Origin of the sequence: Xanthomonas hyacinthi, from assembly GCF_009769165.1 — a bacterium.
Classification (GTDB): Bacteria; Pseudomonadota; Gammaproteobacteria; order Xanthomonadales; family Xanthomonadaceae; genus Xanthomonas_A; species Xanthomonas_A hyacinthi.
The window spans coordinates 999,246-1,014,607 of sequence record NZ_CP043476.1 but is presented as its reverse complement, the minus strand read 5'-3'; the positions used below and the strand labels follow the sequence as shown (position 1 = coordinate 1,014,607).

16 protein-coding genes are annotated in these 15,362 nt (G+C 64.8%); 6 read left to right on the top strand and 10 right to left on the bottom strand.

The genetic code is table 11. From position 1 onward, the window contains the following. The first annotated feature begins 131 nt into the window (after positions 1–131). The 4 genes from rimK to FZ025_RS04650 all read left to right on the top strand — a co-directional run bounded on the left by rimK (position 132) and on the right by FZ025_RS04650 (position 3,773). Entirely contained in the window at positions 132–1,025 is an 894-nt protein-coding gene (gene rimK, locus FZ025_RS04665; RefSeq protein WP_046978031.1) for a 30S ribosomal protein S6--L-glutamate ligase, read from the top strand. A gap of 273 nt (positions 1,026–1,298) precedes the next feature. Further along, complete coding sequence (locus tag FZ025_RS22220; protein ID WP_244292462.1) at positions 1,299–1,748, top strand: hypothetical protein; 450 nt, start codon at positions 1,299–1,301, stop codon at positions 1,746–1,748. Positions 1,749–1,762: 14 nt separating this feature from the next. After that, the gene (locus FZ025_RS04655) at positions 1,763–2,440 is read left to right on the top strand and encodes a response regulator transcription factor (protein ID WP_046978044.1); all 678 of its coding nucleotides are present in this window, start codon (positions 1,763–1,765) and stop codon (positions 2,438–2,440) included. Continuing rightward, on the top strand, positions 2,433–3,773 hold the full coding sequence (locus tag FZ025_RS04650; RefSeq protein WP_046978033.1) for a sensor histidine kinase: 1,341 nt from the start codon (positions 2,433–2,435) through the stop codon (positions 3,771–3,773). Before FZ025_RS04655 ends, FZ025_RS04650 begins: the two co-directional genes overlap by 8 nt. A gap of 270 nt (positions 3,774–4,043) precedes the next feature. On the opposite strand, the gene coaE is transcribed toward FZ025_RS04650, so the two are convergent. The 3 genes from coaE to FZ025_RS04635 are packed head-to-tail and all read right to left on the bottom strand — an operon-like array spanning position 4,044 to position 6,807. Beyond that, on the bottom strand, positions 4,044–4,664 hold the full coding sequence (gene coaE / locus FZ025_RS04645) for a dephospho-CoA kinase (protein WP_046978034.1): 621 nt from the start codon (positions 4,662–4,664) through the stop codon (positions 4,044–4,046). A gap of 13 nt (positions 4,665–4,677) precedes the next feature. Then, positions 4,678–5,541, bottom strand: a complete 864-nt coding sequence (locus tag FZ025_RS04640; RefSeq protein WP_046978035.1) for a prepilin peptidase — start codon at positions 5,539–5,541, stop codon at positions 4,678–4,680. 6 nt (positions 5,542–5,547) lie between these two features. After that, a complete protein-coding gene (locus FZ025_RS04635) occupies positions 5,548–6,807 on the bottom strand; it encodes a type II secretion system F family protein (protein ID WP_046978036.1) in 1,260 nt (419 codons plus the stop codon). A gap of 386 nt (positions 6,808–7,193) precedes the next feature. Between FZ025_RS04635 and FZ025_RS04630 the strand changes: the two genes are divergently transcribed. Continuing rightward, the gene (locus FZ025_RS04630) at positions 7,194–7,631 is read left to right on the top strand and encodes a pilin (protein WP_046978037.1); all 438 of its coding nucleotides are present in this window, start codon (positions 7,194–7,196) and stop codon (positions 7,629–7,631) included. 399 nt (positions 7,632–8,030) lie between these two features. Here FZ025_RS04630 and FZ025_RS04625 read toward each other — a convergent pair whose 3' ends face one another. The 3 genes from FZ025_RS04625 to FZ025_RS04615 form a co-directional block, all read right to left on the bottom strand. Then, entirely contained in the window at positions 8,031–8,726 is a 696-nt protein-coding gene (locus FZ025_RS04625) for a transposase (RefSeq protein ID WP_104557689.1), read from the bottom strand. Between the two features lie 135 nt (positions 8,727–8,861). Further along, positions 8,862–9,233, bottom strand: a complete 372-nt coding sequence (locus FZ025_RS04620) for a HepT-like ribonuclease domain-containing protein (RefSeq protein WP_046978039.1) — start codon at positions 9,231–9,233, stop codon at positions 8,862–8,864. Next, positions 9,230–9,520 carry a nucleotidyltransferase family protein gene (locus FZ025_RS04615; protein WP_046978040.1) on the bottom strand — a complete coding sequence of 97 codons (291 nt, stop codon included), beginning with the start codon at positions 9,518–9,520 and terminating at the stop codon, positions 9,230–9,232. Before FZ025_RS04615 ends, FZ025_RS04620 begins: the two co-directional genes overlap by 4 nt. 207 nt (positions 9,521–9,727) lie before the next feature. Between FZ025_RS04615 and pilB the strand changes: the two genes are divergently transcribed. Then, entirely contained in the window at positions 9,728–11,464 is a 1,737-nt protein-coding gene (pilB, locus tag FZ025_RS04610) for a type IV-A pilus assembly ATPase PilB (protein WP_046978045.1), read from the top strand. A 27-nt stretch (positions 11,465–11,491) separates the two neighbouring features. On the opposite strand, the gene FZ025_RS04605 is transcribed toward pilB, so the two are convergent. The 4 genes from FZ025_RS04605 to FZ025_RS04590 form a co-directional block, all read right to left on the bottom strand. Then, positions 11,492–11,785: an addiction module antidote protein gene (locus tag FZ025_RS04605; RefSeq protein ID WP_046978041.1), complete on the bottom strand. Its 294-nt coding sequence runs from the start codon at positions 11,783–11,785 to the stop codon at positions 11,492–11,494. A gap of 2 nt (positions 11,786–11,787) precedes the next feature. Next, a complete protein-coding gene (locus FZ025_RS04600; RefSeq protein WP_046978042.1) occupies positions 11,788–12,084 on the bottom strand; it encodes a type II toxin-antitoxin system RelE/ParE family toxin in 297 nt (98 codons plus the stop codon). Positions 12,085–12,256: 172 nt separating this feature from the next. Then, positions 12,257–13,645 carry a sigma-54-dependent transcriptional regulator gene (locus FZ025_RS04595; RefSeq protein ID WP_104557687.1) on the bottom strand — a complete coding sequence of 463 codons (1,389 nt, stop codon included), beginning with the start codon at positions 13,643–13,645 and terminating at the stop codon, positions 12,257–12,259. A 75-nt stretch (positions 13,646–13,720) separates the two neighbouring features. After that, positions 13,721–15,334 (bottom strand): sensor histidine kinase, encoded by a 1,614-nt coding sequence (locus FZ025_RS04590; RefSeq protein ID WP_104557685.1) that lies wholly within the window; start codon positions 15,332–15,334, stop codon positions 13,721–13,723. Positions 15,335–15,362: the final 28 nt, after the last annotated feature.

The following is a 15,362-nucleotide window of genomic DNA, read 5'->3' as shown; positions in this document are numbered from 1 at the left end:
CAGATGCCGGCGGCCGAACGCGCATGCCGGGGCCGGCCCCCGCTGCCGCCGCGTTCGCGCGCGAGGCGCCAGTCCCGCAGCGCCGACGGCGCAACGTATGATGCCGAGCCAGCCACCGCCGTCGCGCCTCGATGAAGCTCGCCATCCTGTCCCGCAACACCAAGCTGTATTCGACGCGGCGCCTGGTCGAGGCCGGCCGCGAGCGCGGGCATACGGTGCGCGTGCTCGACCCGCTGCGCTGCTACATGCGCATCGCGGCCGGGGCTTTCACCATGCATTACAAGGGCAAGCCGATCACCGGCTACGACGCGGTGATCCCGCGCATCGGCAATTCCGTCACCCGCTACGGCACCGCGGTGCTGCGCCAGCTGGAGATGATGGGCGTGCGCACGCCCAACCCGTCCGATGCGATCCTGCGCGCCCGCGACAAGCTGCGCGCGCACCAGTTGCTGGCGGCCAAGGGCATCGACATGCCGATGACCGTGTTCGGCGACAACCCCGACGACACCGGCGATCTGCTGTCGATGCTGGGCCCGCCGCCGCATGTGGTGAAGTTGAACGAAGGCACCCAGGGCACCGGCGTGATCCTCACCGAGAAGACCAGCGCCTCGCGCGGCGTGGTCGAGGCGTTGCGCGGGCTGTACGCCAATTTCCTGGTGCAGGAGTTCATCGGCGAGGCCGAGGGTGCCGACCTGCGCTGCTTCGTGGTCGGCAACCAGGTGGTCGCGGCGATGCGCCGGCAGGCGCCGGAAGGGGACTTCCGCTCCAACCTGCATGTCGGCGGCAGCGCGCAGTTGGCGGTGGCCAGCCGCGGCGAGCAGGAGGTGGCGGTGCGCTCGGCCAAAGCCCTGGGCCTGGGCGTGGCAGGGGTCGACCTGATCCGCTCGCGGCGCGGCCCGCTGGTGCTGGAAGTCAACTCCACCCCCGGCCTGGAAGGGATCGAGGCGGTTTGCGGGCTGGATATCGCCGGCAAGGTCATCGAGCACCTCGAAGCCAGTCTGATTCGAAAGAAATCAGTGACTTAGAGCGATGTTCGGCCCTCCGTTCTGGCTTAACACGGGTTTAATTCCCCCCTGCGTATGCTTCGTCGGACCGCAGCTCTGCCCTCCTCAGCAGGAACGGTAATCGGGATATATCTTTCGGCCCAAGCGGCGTCGCCGCTTGGGCCTTTTTGTTTTGCAGGTCGGCGGCTGCGCCCATGCACGGAAACCCCACGGCGCGCAGCTTGCGGCCCCGTTCGCGGGGCGGCTACATTGTGATTCACGCCACCAATCGCGTAGTGGGCAGGGACGAAGAAGGTGATCGGTTCGATGCCGGGGATGGCGCTGGCGCGCAGCGCGGCGGCGGCGCCGAAAGGTGAGGCGCCCATAAACGTGAAGAAATCGTTCGCACAGCAACTCGTTACAATTCGCCAGCAGTTGGATGATGGCAAGACCTGTTCCGAACGCAGTGCAGAAAATCGCAACGAGGTGGAAGCCGCGCTGTCGCGCATGGCGATGGTGCTCAACGCCCACCCCGATGTGGACACGCTGCGCGAGGAAGACAAGGTCGTGTTGTTCAACGATCAGGAAACGGTCAACACGCTGCTGTCCAAGGCGTCGTCGGACAGCCGGCTGATCTGCAGGCGCGAAGCGGTCATCGGATCGTTGCGCACCACGACGCAATGCAAAACCGTGGCGGAACGCCGCCGCGACAACGAGGATGCGCAGGAATTGATGCGGCGCAATCCAACTGGCAAGTACGACTGACGGGGTAAATGTTGGTGCGAATTCTAGTGATCGAAGACAACAGCGATATCGCTGCCAACCTGGGCGACTACCTCGAGGACCGCGGGCACACGGTGGATTTCGCCGCCGATGGCGTCACCGGCCTGCACCTGGCGGTAGTGCACGAATTCGATGCCATCGTGCTCGACCTCAACCTGCCGGGCATGGACGGCATCGAAGTGTGCCGCAAGCTGCGCAACGAAGCGCGCAAGCAGACCCCGGTGCTGATGCTCACCGCGCGCGACTCGCTGGACAACAAGCTGGCAGGCTTCGATTCCGGCGCCGACGACTACCTGATCAAGCCGTTCGCGCTGCAGGAAGTGGAAGTGCGGCTCAACGCGCTGTCGCGCCGCGGCAAGGGCGTGCACACCCGCGTGCTGGAGACCGGCGACCTGGAATACAACCTGGACACGCTGGAAGTGCGGCGCCAGGGCAAGCTGCTGCAGCTCAACCCGACTGCGCTGAAGATCCTGCAGGCGTTGATGGAAGCCTCGCCTGCGGTGGTGACCCGGCAGGAACTGGAAACCCGCGTCTGGGGCGAAGAGCTGCCGGATTCGGACTCGCTGCGCGTGCACATCCACGGCCTGCGCGCGGTGGTCGACAAGCCGTTCGAGGTGCCAATGATCCAGACCCGCCACGGCATCGGCTACCGCATCGCCGCGCCCGATGCCTGAAGCTGGAGAGTTGCCGCGGGCGGTGCGGCGGCGCGGACGCTACCGCCGCCGCCTGCGCAGCCGCATCATTCTGTCCTTCGTGCTGTTGGGCTTCGGCCTGACCGCACTGTTCGCGTTCGCCACGAATTGGGCGCGCGCGCGCGTGGAGAACCAGCTCGTCGAAGTGGTGATGAACCGCAACATCGACGAATACTCGCGCCGATATTTTTCCGAGCCGTCGAAGAATCCCGATCTGCAGGTGCAGCAGATGGTCGGGCGGGTGGTCAAGCGCGACGGCTTTGAGGCGCTCAAGCGCGAGGAGCCGGATTGGTACAGCTTCTCCGACGGCATCCACAACATGTTCGGGCGCGACGAGTCAGGCAAGCAGTTCTCCTACAAGCTCGCGGTACGCAAGACGCCGGACGTGTGGTTCTTCCTCGCCTACGACATGACCCAGACCATGCAGGGAGAGGTGCAACTCAATCGCACCCTGATCCTGTCGGTGCTGGTGTTCAGCGCGTTGTCGCTGGTGATCGGTTGGTGGTCGGCGTCGCGGGTGATGCGCCCGGTCTCCGATCTGGCCGCGCGGCTGCGCGCCTACCGCGGCAGCAGCGATCCCAAGCCGCTGGCGCCGCATTTCCCCGACGACGAAGTCGGGCAGCTGGCCGAAGCGCTGGACGACTATTCGGGCCGGCTCACCGAGGTGGTGCAGCGCGACCGCGAATTCAACGCCGACGTCAGCCACGAGCTGCGCACGCCGCTGGCGGTGATCCGCGGCGCCACCGAACTGCTGCTGACCCGTCCCAATCTCGACGACAAGGTGTTGCAGCGCCTGCAGCGCATCCAGCGCGCCGAACAACAATGCAGCGACCTGATCGGCTCGCTGCTGCTGCTGTCGCGCAACGAGCGCGGGCAGGGCAACAGCAACGTGGCCAAGGTCGCCGAGCAACTGATCGAATCGCACCGCGCGCAGCTCGGCGGCAAGCCGCTGCAACTGCTGCTGGAGGGCGAGCGCAACCTGACCATCGACGCGCCGGAGTCGGCGCTGTCGGTGGCGCTGGGCAACCTGATCGGCAACGCGGTCAAGTACACCCAGGAAGGCCAGGTGGTGGTGCGGGTGCTGAGCGATGCGGTGCAGGTGATCGACTCCGGCCCCGGCCTCAGCGCGGAAGACGCCGCCAAGCTGTTCCAGCGCGGCTACCGCGGCACCCACGCCGGACACTCGCAGGGCGGCGGCATCGGCCTGTCGATCGTCAGCCGCCTGTGCGATCTGTACGGCTGGCAGGTCAACGTGCGCCCGGGCGCGCCCAAGGGCGTGGTGGCGACGCTGTGGTTCAGGCCGGCGAGGGGCTGAGGTTCGCTTCGCAGGACCAGCCCGCGGCGCGGCGTGCTGGGGGGCTTGCTGCCGCCGCACTTGGTGCAGATACAACGAAGGACTCCGATTGGCCTTGGGTCATCAGCTCCGACGTTGTCCGAAGTCGTCTGGTACACCGCTTCGCTCGTCGCGACTGATGGCCCGAGGCCACCCGGAGTCGCTCCCACAAGGGCTCGCGGTCATCTGGCTGGGTGCACTGTGGGAGGGGCTTCAGCCCCGAGGCTCGCAAGGTCTGCCGATCGAAACGGCCTAAGCGGTCTTCGCCGCCGCCAATGCACGGTACTGCCGATCCAGCGCATCCGCCGCGTCCTGCAGCCGCCCGGCATCGCCGTCATTGACCACGACATCGTCGGCGATGGCCAGCCGTGCCGCGCGCGTGGCCTGCGCCGCGATCATCCGCTGCGCCAGCTCGGCGGTGATGCCGTCGCGCTGCATCAGGCGCGCATGTTGCGTCGCCTCGGGCGCATCGACCACCACGATCCGGTCCAGCCAGGGATACGCGGTGCGCGCGCCGACTTCGGTCAACAGCGGGATCGCCGCCACGGCATAGGGGCTGGCGGCCTCGCGGCACGCCTGCTGCATCAGCGTACGAATCGCCGGGTGCGTGATCGCTTCCAGGTCGCGGCGCGCCACTGGATCTTCGAAGATGCGCTGGCGCAGCGCGGCGCGATCGAGGCTGCCATCCTCGCGCAGGATCTGCGGGCCGAAACGGGCCACGATCTGCGTCAGTGCCGGATGCCCGGGCGCGACCACCGCGCGCGCGGCCACGTCGGCATCGGCCACGACGATGCCCTTGGCCTCGAAGCGGCGGCTCAGTTCGCTCTTGCCGGAGGCCACGCCGCCGGTCAGGCCGACGATGAAATCGCTCACGGTGCGGCTCCGCTCAGCGCAGCCCGGACCAGCGCATGTAGGTATCGATGATTTCCGTGCCCCAGAAGAACACGATCCAGCCGGCGATGGCCAGATACGGGCCGAACGGAATGGGCGTGGCCCGGTCGCGGCCCTTGGCCGCCAGCCAGATCGAGCCGAGCACCGCGCCGACCAGCGAGGAGATCAGGATGGTCGGCAGGATGCCTTTCAGCCCGCACCAGGCGCCGATGGCCGCCAGCAGCTTGAAGTCGCCATGGCCCATGCCTTCCTTGCCGGTGATCTGCTTGAACAGCCACCACACCGACCACAGCGACACATAGCCGACCGCCGCGCCGAGCAGCGCCGGCTTGGCCGGCATGTACAGATTGTCCATGCTGCCGACCAGGCCCAGCCACATCAGCGGCAAGGTCAGCTGATCCGGCAACAGGCGAGTGCGCAGGTCGATCCCCGACATCGCGACCAGGAAACAACTGAACACGATCGCGCCGAACCCCTGCCAACCGAAGCCGAAGCGCCAGACGCTGGCGACCACCAGCAGGCTGGTCAGCATCTCGACTAGCGGGTACTGAATCGAGATCGGTGCATGGCAATGCCGGCACTTGCCGCGCAGCGCCAACCAACTGAACAGCGGGATGTTCTCGTACCAGGACAGCTTGTGCTTGCAGTGCGGGCAGTGCGACGGCTCGACCACGATCCCGGGCGGCGGCGGATCGTAGATGTCCGGCAGCTCCAGGATCTCGCGCGAGTCGCGCTTCCACTGCCACTCCATGCGCTTGGGCAGGCGCAGGATCACCACGTTGAGGAAACTGCCTACCAGCAAGCCCAGCCCCGCCGCGGCGGGAAAGCCGAGGCCGGGGTGTTGATCGAGAAATGCCATTAATGCTTATCCAACGACGGAGGCCAGCTTGAAGATGGGCAGGTACATGCCGACGACCATGCCGCCGACGATGGTACCAATGAACACCATGATCAGCGGCTCGAGCAGGCTGCTCAACGCATCCACCGCATTGTTCACTTCCTGCTCGAAGTACTCGGCCACCTTGAACAGCATCGCATCCAGCGCACCGGCCTCTTCGCCGATGGCGGTCATCTGGATGACCATGTGCGGAAACAGGTTGGCCTGCTTCATCGCCATGTTGACCGGATAACCCACTGATACGTCATCGCGCATGCGTAGCACGGCTTTTTCGTACACACTGTTGCCGGTGGCGCCGGCAACGATGTCCAGGGCCTCTACCAACGGGACGCCCGCACGGAAGGTCACGCCCAGCGTCCGCGAAAAGCGCGCAATGGCGCTGTTGTGCATGATCTGGCCGATGATCGGTACCTTCAGGACCAACCGGTCCATGCCGTGCTGCATCGAGGGCGAGCGCTTGTAGGCGAAGATGAAGCCGCCAATCGTGCCAATCAGCAGGATCAGCAGGATCCACCAATAAGACACCATGAAGCGCGAGGCGGCCACGATCATCTGGGTAAACGCAGGCAACTCGGCGCCAAAGCCTTTGAATACATCCTCGAATTGCGGCACCACCCACACCAGCAGGATCGAACTGACCAGCAACGCGACCGCCATGACCATGGCCGGGTAGAACAAGGCTTTCTTGATCTTGCCCTTTAGCGCTTCGATGTTCTCCTTGTAGTTCGCTACCGTCTCCAGGACGGTTTCGAGCACGCCGGCGCCTTCGCCGGCCTTGACCAGATTGCGGTAGAGCTCGTCGAACTGGACCGGGTGCTTGCTGATCGCCTCATAAAGCGACGAGCCGCCCTCAATGTCGGTACGGACCTGATCCACCATCTTTTTCATGCGGGGGTTCTTATGCCCGCTGGCGATGATCTCCAGCGATCCCACGATGGGAACGCCCGACTTCATCATGGTCGCCATCTGGCGGCTGAAAAAGGCGATGTCCTTGGTGCTGATCTTGCTGCCGGCGGCGCCGAACAGGGGTTTGGGCTTGGGTTTGACCACCGACGGTGTGATGCCCTGGCGGCGGAGCTCGGCACGCAGCAGGTTGGCGTTCTTGGCGGCCTGCTCGCCCTTCATCTTGACGCCGCGCTTGTCCGTCCCCTCCCAGACGAACGGCACCTGCTGGCTGGTATTGCGCGCCACGGGCTCTTTGGGTACTGCGCTACGAGTTGCGGACATCAGGTGTGCTCCCCGTCCAGCCATCCCCAGGCGGACATACCAGCATGGTATCGGTTTCCGCGGCGTCTGGCACCCGCGGTCAACGGCCAGGGAGCGCGTCAGGGCGAGCAACGCCAGAAATCTGTCGAGGTGACGTTTAGCGTCACTTTGTGACCTATTCTGATAGTGGGGCTATCTCATCGCAAATCGCTTTCTCCCTTGTGCCTGACCTCGATGCAATGAGGCATCATGTGCTTCGGGGGAGCAAAGGGTGCGCGTGGGGAAGTTGGCACGCAGCCTGCTTGTATCACCCGCACGTGGCGCTCTGCCGCGCGGCGCTCGAGGGGTAGCAAGCTCCGCGGGCCGAGTGTCTGCCAACTTACACACCATCTCTAGGGGATTCACCAATGAAGAAGCAACAGGGCTTTACCCTGATCGAACTGATGATCGTGATTGCGATCATTGCCATTCTGGCCGCCATTGCACTGCCGATGTACCAGGATTATGTTGCCAAGTCACAGGTTTCGGCAGGCCTGGCCGAAATTACCCCTGGAAAGGTGCAGGCTGAAACCCGTATCGCTGAGGGTAAGGCGGTTACAACGACTCAGGCCGATGTTGGTCTGCAGGCCAGCACGAGTCGTTGTGGTATAGCCGTAAGCGTTGATCCGAGTGGCGCGGCTACGCTGACTTGTACGCTTAAGGGTAATGCTCAGATCAATGGTCAGACCATTCAATGGACGCGTGCGGCCGATACTGCCAATGGCACCACTGGTGTTTGGACCTGTACTACTGCTGTAGTGGAGAAGTTGCGTCCTGCAACTTGTGGTGCTGCAGCTACTAATTAATTGGTAGTGGTTGATGCAAAGGCCCGCCGCTGGCGGGTTTTTGTATTCTTGGAATAAGATTTTATAAAAAATGAAATAACGGGGCTAGAGGAAATATCCGTTTGAACTTTCCGTTCATGTAGCCGCCGCAAGCCCTCTTCTCTGCGAAAGGACGCTCTCAGCGACCGAGCGTTGCATCTCCATCGCGGACGCGCAGAGAGTCGCCTGACGTTCAAAGCCGCTGCGTCGCAACCAGATGCAGCAGAGCGAATAAAGGGTCCGGAAGCGAATAAAGGGTCGGGGAATAAAGGGGTCAGAGGAAATATTCGTTTGAATTTCCGATATAAAGGTTCCCGGTAAAGTGACGCAAAGGGTCCTGACGCAGAGGGTCCGGAGGAAATATCCGTTTGAACTTTCTGTTCAAGCAGGTTCCGACTTTCTCGGTCGCCCTGGCGGCCGGAGGTGCACCGGGCGATTCAGCGTTCGTGCTGCCATGGCTTGAAAGCGTGGATGGCCGAGGGCGCGTTCTTGTTGAAGATGAAGGCGAATGGCTTGCACCTCGTCATCAGCGATGCCTTGATACAGCCATTCGCGATAAGTGGCAGCTCGACGTGCCGGGTCGGCATCGAGCGCAAGATAGGAGGAGTGTGGCGAAAGGGCTGGGTCGGTCACAAGCCCAAGGCTGACACGCGTGCTGGACCAGCGGTAGTCCTCTGCCAAGGCAGTCATGGCGGCGCGCACGGGATTGAGTTCGATGTAGCGCTGGACCATCAACAGATAGCGCTCGGATTCGACGAGGCATGACCTGAAACGTCCTTCCCACAAGGTGCCGGTACGTCGGTGCTTGCGATTGAATGCCGGAACGTAGCGCTGCCCCACTTCGCGCATCGCGGCCGATAGCCGCCCAGGTGCCGGCGGCGTCAGCAGTAGATGCACATGGTTGGTCATTAGCGCATAGGCATGCAGGGCGATGTCATGTGCCTTCAACGCATCATCAAGGAGCGCGCGATAGCGCGCGTGGTCATCCTCGTCCAGGAACACTGCGCCGCGATTGACGCCACGCTGGGTGATGTGTAAGGGAAAGCCAGGTAGTTCGAGTCGGGGGCGACGCGGCATGGCAGAAGCTACAGACGGGGATGGCACATCGTGTGCCAAGGTCCTGCCTATGTCGTATAGGAGTTTGTCGCACGACCATGTCGAGAAACGCCGGCGATTTCAAACGGATATTTCCTCTGGCCCCTTTTGGGAGAGTCAGTCGGCATTGTCCGGTAACGCACTCCGGCAGGCTGCGATTCGCTGGCCCAGTATCGGCAGGTCGTGTCGGATGGTCTTCAGGACCACTTCGTAATCCACATGCTGGTAGCCGTGCGTCACGAAGTTGCGCATTTCGTAAGCCTGCACAAGCTGCAGCTCTGGGTGCGCGTTGGCGAAGTCCGGAAAGCGTTGCAGGATGTGCTTGCTGGCTTCGCCGATGATCTCGAAATTGCGTACCACGGCATCCTGCACCAGATCGCTGGCGAGGAAGTCGTCGTCCTGCATGTCTTTGACGTATTTCTCGATCCGCGCTACGGCATTGAGAATATCGCCAAGGTAGTGGCGAAGTCGGCGTTCCGGGTGCTTCATACGGGAACCGCTTGCGCAACGACCTCGGCACGAAAGCCTTCCGGCAGGGACTTCGGGGTCATTACATCGACCTGCACGCCAAGCAGCTGCAACAATTCGTGCCGGATCGCACCGATGTCGAACAGGCTGGTTTCCGGCGTCGGGTCGATCAGCAGATCCAGATCGCTGTCTTCGCTGTCCTGGCCATGCGCCACCGACCCGAACACGCGCGGATTGCCGGCATTGTGGGCGGCCACGATGCGACGAATCGCTTCTCGATGGGTTTCCAATGCCAAGGACGGTTTCATGGTAAAGCCTCGTTCGCTGCCGCTGGGTCAGAATAACCGAAGTAGGCGGAATTTCGACCGGCTGTAGTGTAGTCAGTCTTGGTCGTCGTCTTCATGGTTGCCGAGCGCGTATCGAACGTTGGACCTGCCTCCCGAGGTTGCCGTTCCCGCGGGACGTGCGGGAACGACCGATGCGTTATTCTTGCCCAGGTAGCCTAGGGGGCCATGATGAACGCTCTGACATCCGCCAATCTCGTCGGCATCACCGGCATCGCGCGCCGCCTGGTCCAGGATGGCGCCTTGGAAGAGACGGTCGCGCGGACCGCGATGGCGCATGCCGCCGAGGCCAAGATCCCGCTGCCGCAGTGGTTCTCCGAGAAGAAGCTGGTCACCGCGGCGCAGCTGGCGGCCGCCAATGCGGTCGAGTTCGGCATGCCGCTGCTGGACGTGTCGGTGTTCGATGCCAACCAGAGCGCGATCAAGCTGGTCAGCGAGGAGTTGCTGCAGAAGCATCAGGTGTTGCCGCTGTTCAAGCGCGGTAACCGGCTGTTTGTGGGGGTCAGCAATCCGACCCAGACCCGGGCGCTGGACGACATCAAGTTCCATACCAATCTGACGGTCGAGCCGATCCTGGTCGACGAGGACCAGATCCGGCGCACGTTGGAGCAGTGGCAGGCGAGCAACGATGCGATCGGCAACAGCCTGGGCGGCGACGACGAAGGCATGGACAACCTCGAGGTCGGTGCCGGCGACGAGGACATGGGCGGCGGCGGCGATACCGGCGTCGATGCCAAGGGCGACGATACGCCGGTGGTCAAGTTCGTGAACAAGATGCTGGTCGATGCGATCCGCCGCGGCGCTTCGGACATCCATTTCGAGCCGTACGAGGACGATTACCGGGTGCGCCTGCGCATCGACGGCCTGCTCAAGAGCGTGGCCAAGGCGCCGATCAAGCTCAATCAGCGCATCGCCGCGCGGCTGAAGGTGATGTCGCAGCTGGACATCGCCGAGAAGCGCGTGCCGCAGGATGGGCGCATCAAGCTCAACCTGTCCAAGAGCAAGCAGATCGACTTCCGCGTCAGCACGCTGCCGACGCTGTTCGGCGAGAAGATCGTGCTGCGTATCCTCGACGGCAGTGCGGCCAGGCTGGGCATCGACAAGCTCGGCTACGAGCCGGAGCAGCAAAAGCTCTTTCTGGATGCGATCCACAAGCCCTACGGCATGGTGCTGGTGACCGGCCCGACCGGTTCGGGCAAGACGGTGTCGCTGTACACCGCGCTGGGCATCCTCAACGACGATACCCGCAACATCTCCACCGCCGAAGATCCGGTGGAAATCCGCCTGCCCGGGGTCAACCAGGTGCAGCAGAACAACAAGCGCGGCATGACGTTCGCCGTGGCGCTGCGCTCGTTCCTGCGCCAGGATCCGGACATCATCATGGTTGGCGAAATCCGCGACCTGGAGACGGCGGAGATCGCGATCAAGGCGGCGCAGACCGGCCACATGGTGCTGTCCACGCTGCATACCAACGATGCGCCGCAGACCATCGCGCGTCTGATGAACATGGGCATCGCGCCGTACAACATCACCAGTTCGGTGACCTTGGTGATCGCGCAGCGCCTGGCGCGGCGGCTGTGCAACAACTGCAAGCGCCCGACCCAGCTACCGAACAATGCGCTGTTGGCGGAGGGATTCAGCGAGGCCGAGGTCGCCGCCGGCATCCAGTTGTACGAGGCGGTGGGCTGCGACGAGTGCACCGAGGGCTACAAGGGCCGCACCGGCATCTATCAGGTGATGCCGATGAACGACGAGATCGCGGCCATCGTATTGCAGGGCGGCAATGCGATGGACATCGCCGATGCGGCGCAGAAGATCGGGGTCAAGGACTTGCGCCAGTCGGCGCTGATCAAGGCGCGCGCCGGCATCACCAGCCTGGCCGAGATCAATCGCGTGACCAAGGATTGATGGGGCTGGAATCCGGCATGTCGTCGCTCAATGCGTGATGGCGGCCTTGGCCGTCAGCTCGATCCCGAGTGCCTTCATCACGGCCAGGGTGGTGCGCAGCGTCGGATTTCCGTCCTCGCTGAAGGAGCGGTAGAGCTGCTCCCGGGAAAGGCCGGTTTGCCGCGCGATCTGGGTCATGCCCTTGGCACGGGCGACGATGCCGAGTGCATGGGCGATGAAGCCGGGGTCGTTGGTCGCAAAGGCGCCCGCCATGAAATCGGCAATCGCCTGGTCGGAGTTCAGATCCTCCGCCGGATCGTAGGTGGTCAGGTTTTCGGTCATGGTCATTCGCTCCATTCATCGGCAAGGCGTTTGGCGGTCTTGATGTCCTTCGCTTGCGTGCTTTTGTCGCCGCCGCAGAGCAGGACGACGATCGTGTTGCCGCGCCGCTGGAAATACACCCGATATCCGGGGCCGTAGTGGATACGCAGCTCGCTGATGCCTTGCCCAACCGGTTCCGTATCGCCGGCATGACCATAGGCAAGTCGGGTCAAGCGCAAGGCAATCGCGGTGCGAGCGCGCTCGTCCTTCAGCTTCGTGCGCCACTTGCGGAACGTCTCGGTCTGCTTGAGTTCGATCACTGCTCGAGTGTAGTCTAAAAAGCACACTGCTGCCAGGCATCACCAGCCTGGCCGAGATCAATCGCATTACCAAGGACCGAAAGCCGAGAATGGGGAATCGGGACTGGGGAATGGGAGAAGCGCAGGCAGGCTTTTCCGATTCTCCATTCCCCATTCTCCATTCCCGGCTTCTCTACTCCATCCCCAACTTCTTGAGCTTGTAGCGCAGCGCGCGGAAGGTGATGCCGAGCTGCGCCGCGGTGCGGGTCTTGTTCCAGCGGTTCTCTTCCAGCGCCTTCTGGATCGCGGCGCGTTCGAGCTGCTCGATGTAGGTGGGCAGGGCGGAGGAGGTGGGGTCGATGTCGACCACGCCGGGCGGCAGCGCGGGGGCGGCTTCGGCCGCGGCGCGGGCGCTGTTGCCGGGCTGCGGCAGGTGCAGGTCGGCGGCGCTGATCTGGTCGTCTTCGGCCATCGCCAGGGCGCGCTCGAGGATGTTCTCCAGTTCGCGCACGTTGCCGGGGAAGGCGTAGCGGTTCAGCGCGTCCAATGCCGATGGCGACAATAGCGGGGTGACCCGGCCATGGCTCTTGGCCAGCCGCGCCAGGATCGCCGCGGCCAGTTGCGGCAGGTCGCCGCCGCGCTCGCGCAGCGGCGGCACGCGCAGTTCGATCACGTTGATGCGGTAGTACAGGTCGTGGCGGAAGCGGCCGTCGGCGACCAGGTCGGCCAGGTCCTTGTGCGTGGCCGACAGGATGCGCACGTCGGTCGGCACTTCGCTCGCGGCGCCGACCGGGCGCACCGATTTCTCCTGGATCGCGCGCAGCAGCTTGACCTGCATCGGCAGCGGCAGCTCGGCGACTTCGTCCAGGAACAGGGTGCCGCCGTGCGCGGCCTGGAACAGGCCGGCCTGGTCGGCATGCGCGCCGGTGAAGCTGCCCTTCTTGTGGCCGAAGAACTCGCTTTCCATCAGTTCGGCCGGGATCGCGCCGCAGTTGACCGGCACGAACGGCCCGGCCGCGCGCGCGCCCTGTTCGTGGATGGTGCGCGCGACCAGCTCCTTGCCGACGCCGGACTCGCCGAGGATGTAGACCGGCGCCTGGCTGCGCGCGACCTTGGCGATGGTGGCGCGCAGCACGTCCATCGCCGCCGAGGCGCCGAGCAGGCGGCTGGCCTGTTCCGGCGGCGCCGCCGGCGGTGCGGCGCGCTCGCTGTTGTTGAGTTCCAGCGCGTGCCTGACCAGGCCGCGCAGCACGTGGATGTCCACCGGCTTGCTGACGAAGTCGAAGGCGCCGGCCTTCAGCGCTTCCACCGCCAGGTCCACGCTGCCGAAGGCGGTGATCATCGCCACCGGCGTGCGCGGGTAGTGGCGGGCGATCTCGCTGACCAGCTCGATGCCGTTGCCGTCGGGCAGGCGCATGTCGGTGATGCACAGGTCGTAGGGGTTGCTGGCCAGCAGTTCGCGGGCCTCGGCGAGGTTGGCGGCAGTGCTGATGCGCAGCCCCATCCTGCCCAGGGTCAGCACCAGCAGTTCGCGGATGTCGCGCTCGTCGTCGACGACCAGGGCGCTTCGGGTTTCGTTCATGTGCGGAAAAGATAGCCCAGGTGGGGGAGGGTGGCGCCAAATTATCGACGCGGCAGGGTCGGGGCGGCGGCGGTCTCAAGCCGAGAGCATGGTGTGCGGGCCGGGCAGGACCACCCGGAAGCAGGCGCCGCCAGCGGGCACCGGCACGTATTCCAGCCGCGCCTGGTTGGCCCGGCACAGCTCGCGGGCGATGTACAGGCCCAGTCCGGTGCCGTGCTCGGAGGTGGTGAAGAACGGGCGGAACAGCTGCGCGGCCACTGCCTCGGGAATGCCGGGGCCGCGGTCCATCACGTCGACGATGGCGTTGCGCTCCTGCACCGCCACGCGCAGCCGCACCCGCGCCGGTTCCTCCATCACCCGGCCGTACTTGAGCGCGTTGTGCACCAGCGCGCTGAGGATCTGGTGCAGGTGCTTGGGATCGACCAGCGCGTGCACCGGCTGCGGCGCGCCGATGGCCTCCAGGCTGTCGGTCTCGATCGACAGGGTCTGCTGGTATTCCAGCACGAAGCGGCGCACGAACACGCCCAGGTCCAGGTTCTCCGGATTGGAGCGCTCGCGCCGCGCCAGCCCCAGCACGCTCTCGACGATGCCGTTGGTGCGCTGGCATTGCATGTGGATGATCTGCAGCAGGCGGCGGTCGGCATCGCCGATCGCCGGCGACTCCTCGAGCAGCTGCGAGGCGTAGCTGATCGCGGCCAGCGGGTTGCGGATCTCGTGCGCCAGGCTGGCCGAGAAGCGGCCCAGCGCCGACAGGGTTAGCGACTCGGCGCGCCGCGACACCACGGTCGCATCGTCCAGGAACACCAGGGTCAGGTCCTCTTCCATCAGCAACCGGGCAAAGCGCGGCTGCACCTCCGGCTGGTCCGGCGACAGCTGCAGCGGCGTCTCTTCCTGGTTCCAGCCGTTGCGCCAGCGCTGCAGCCGCCGGCCCAGTTCCGGTGCGGCGCTGAGCAGCTCCAGGCGGCCGCTGGCGCTGTTGCCGTCGGCGTCGCCGAGCAGCGCCGAGGCCGCCTCGTTGGCCAGGGTGACGCGGTTCTGCGCATTCACCACCAACACCCCGGTGCGCATGCGGCGGATGATCAGCTCGTTGATTTCGTAGAGATTCGCCACTTCGGCGCCGCGCCGCTCGGCCAGCGTCTGGCTGCTGCGCGCGCGTTGCCCGATCTGATAGCAGATGTAGGCGACCGCCAGGTAGCTGGTGGCGAACATCGCCAGTTCGGCCAGGCTGCGGGTGCTCTCGCCGCCGTCCAGCGAGGTCCACAGGTATTCCAGCAGCGTCGCCGCGGCCGCGGTCAGGGCGACGCCGAAGCCGTAGCGCAGCGGCAGCAGCATCGCCGCGGCGGCGACGTTGAACAGCAGCATCATCGCGATGCCGGCGCTGGCCGCCGGCAGCGCGTGCGCGGCCAGGGTGGCCGCGGCGATGTCCGCGGCCGCGCTGAAGAACACGATCGGGGTCAGGTGGCGTTCGTTGCGGCCCCACAGCAGCAGCAGCAGCGCCACCAGCAGGTAGGCGCCGGCCAGCCCGACCGCCAGTTGCGGGAAGCGCGGTGCGCCGACCAGCACGCTCAACGGGCTGAACACCAGCGCCGCGATCAGCCCGGCCACCAGCACCCGGTACAGCGCGAAGAAATACAGCTCGCGGCGGGGGATGGACTCGATGCGGTCGATGAGCGAGGCGCTTGTGGGCAAGCCGGACTCCAGCCAGGCGGCAGACGGC

Excerpts from the sequence above, each read along its gene's own strand:
- FZ025_RS04615 (WP_046978040.1), bottom strand. The coding sequence starts at position 9,520 with ATGAAACCGTCCTTGGCATTGGAAACCCATCGAGAAGCGATTCGTCGC.
- FZ025_RS04605 (WP_046978041.1), bottom strand. The coding sequence starts at position 11,785 with ATGACCGAAAACCTGACCACCTACGATCCGGCGGAGGATCTGAACTCC.
- FZ025_RS04640 (WP_046978035.1), bottom strand. The coding sequence starts at position 5,541 with ATGGCATTTCTCGATCAACACCCCGGCCTCGGCTTTCCCGCCGCGGCG.
- FZ025_RS04635 (WP_046978036.1), bottom strand. The coding sequence starts at position 6,807 with ATGTCCGCAACTCGTAGCGCAGTACCCAAAGAGCCCGTGGCGCGCAAT.
- FZ025_RS04625 (WP_104557689.1), bottom strand. The coding sequence starts at position 8,726 with ATGCCGCGTCGCCCCCGACTCGAACTACCTGGCTTTCCCTTACACATC.
- FZ025_RS04620 (WP_046978039.1), bottom strand. The coding sequence starts at position 9,233 with ATGAAGCACCCGGAACGCCGACTTCGCCACTACCTTGGCGATATTCTC.
- pilB (WP_046978045.1), top strand. The coding sequence starts at position 9,728 with ATGAACGCTCTGACATCCGCCAATCTCGTCGGCATCACCGGCATCGCG.
- FZ025_RS04630 (WP_046978037.1), top strand. The coding sequence starts at position 7,194 with ATGAAGAAGCAACAGGGCTTTACCCTGATCGAACTGATGATCGTGATT.
- rimK (WP_046978031.1), top strand. The coding sequence starts at position 132 with ATGAAGCTCGCCATCCTGTCCCGCAACACCAAGCTGTATTCGACGCGG.
- FZ025_RS04650 (WP_046978033.1), top strand. The coding sequence starts at position 2,433 with ATGCCTGAAGCTGGAGAGTTGCCGCGGGCGGTGCGGCGGCGCGGACGC.
- FZ025_RS04595 (WP_104557687.1), bottom strand. The coding sequence starts at position 13,645 with ATGAACGAAACCCGAAGCGCCCTGGTCGTCGACGACGAGCGCGACATC.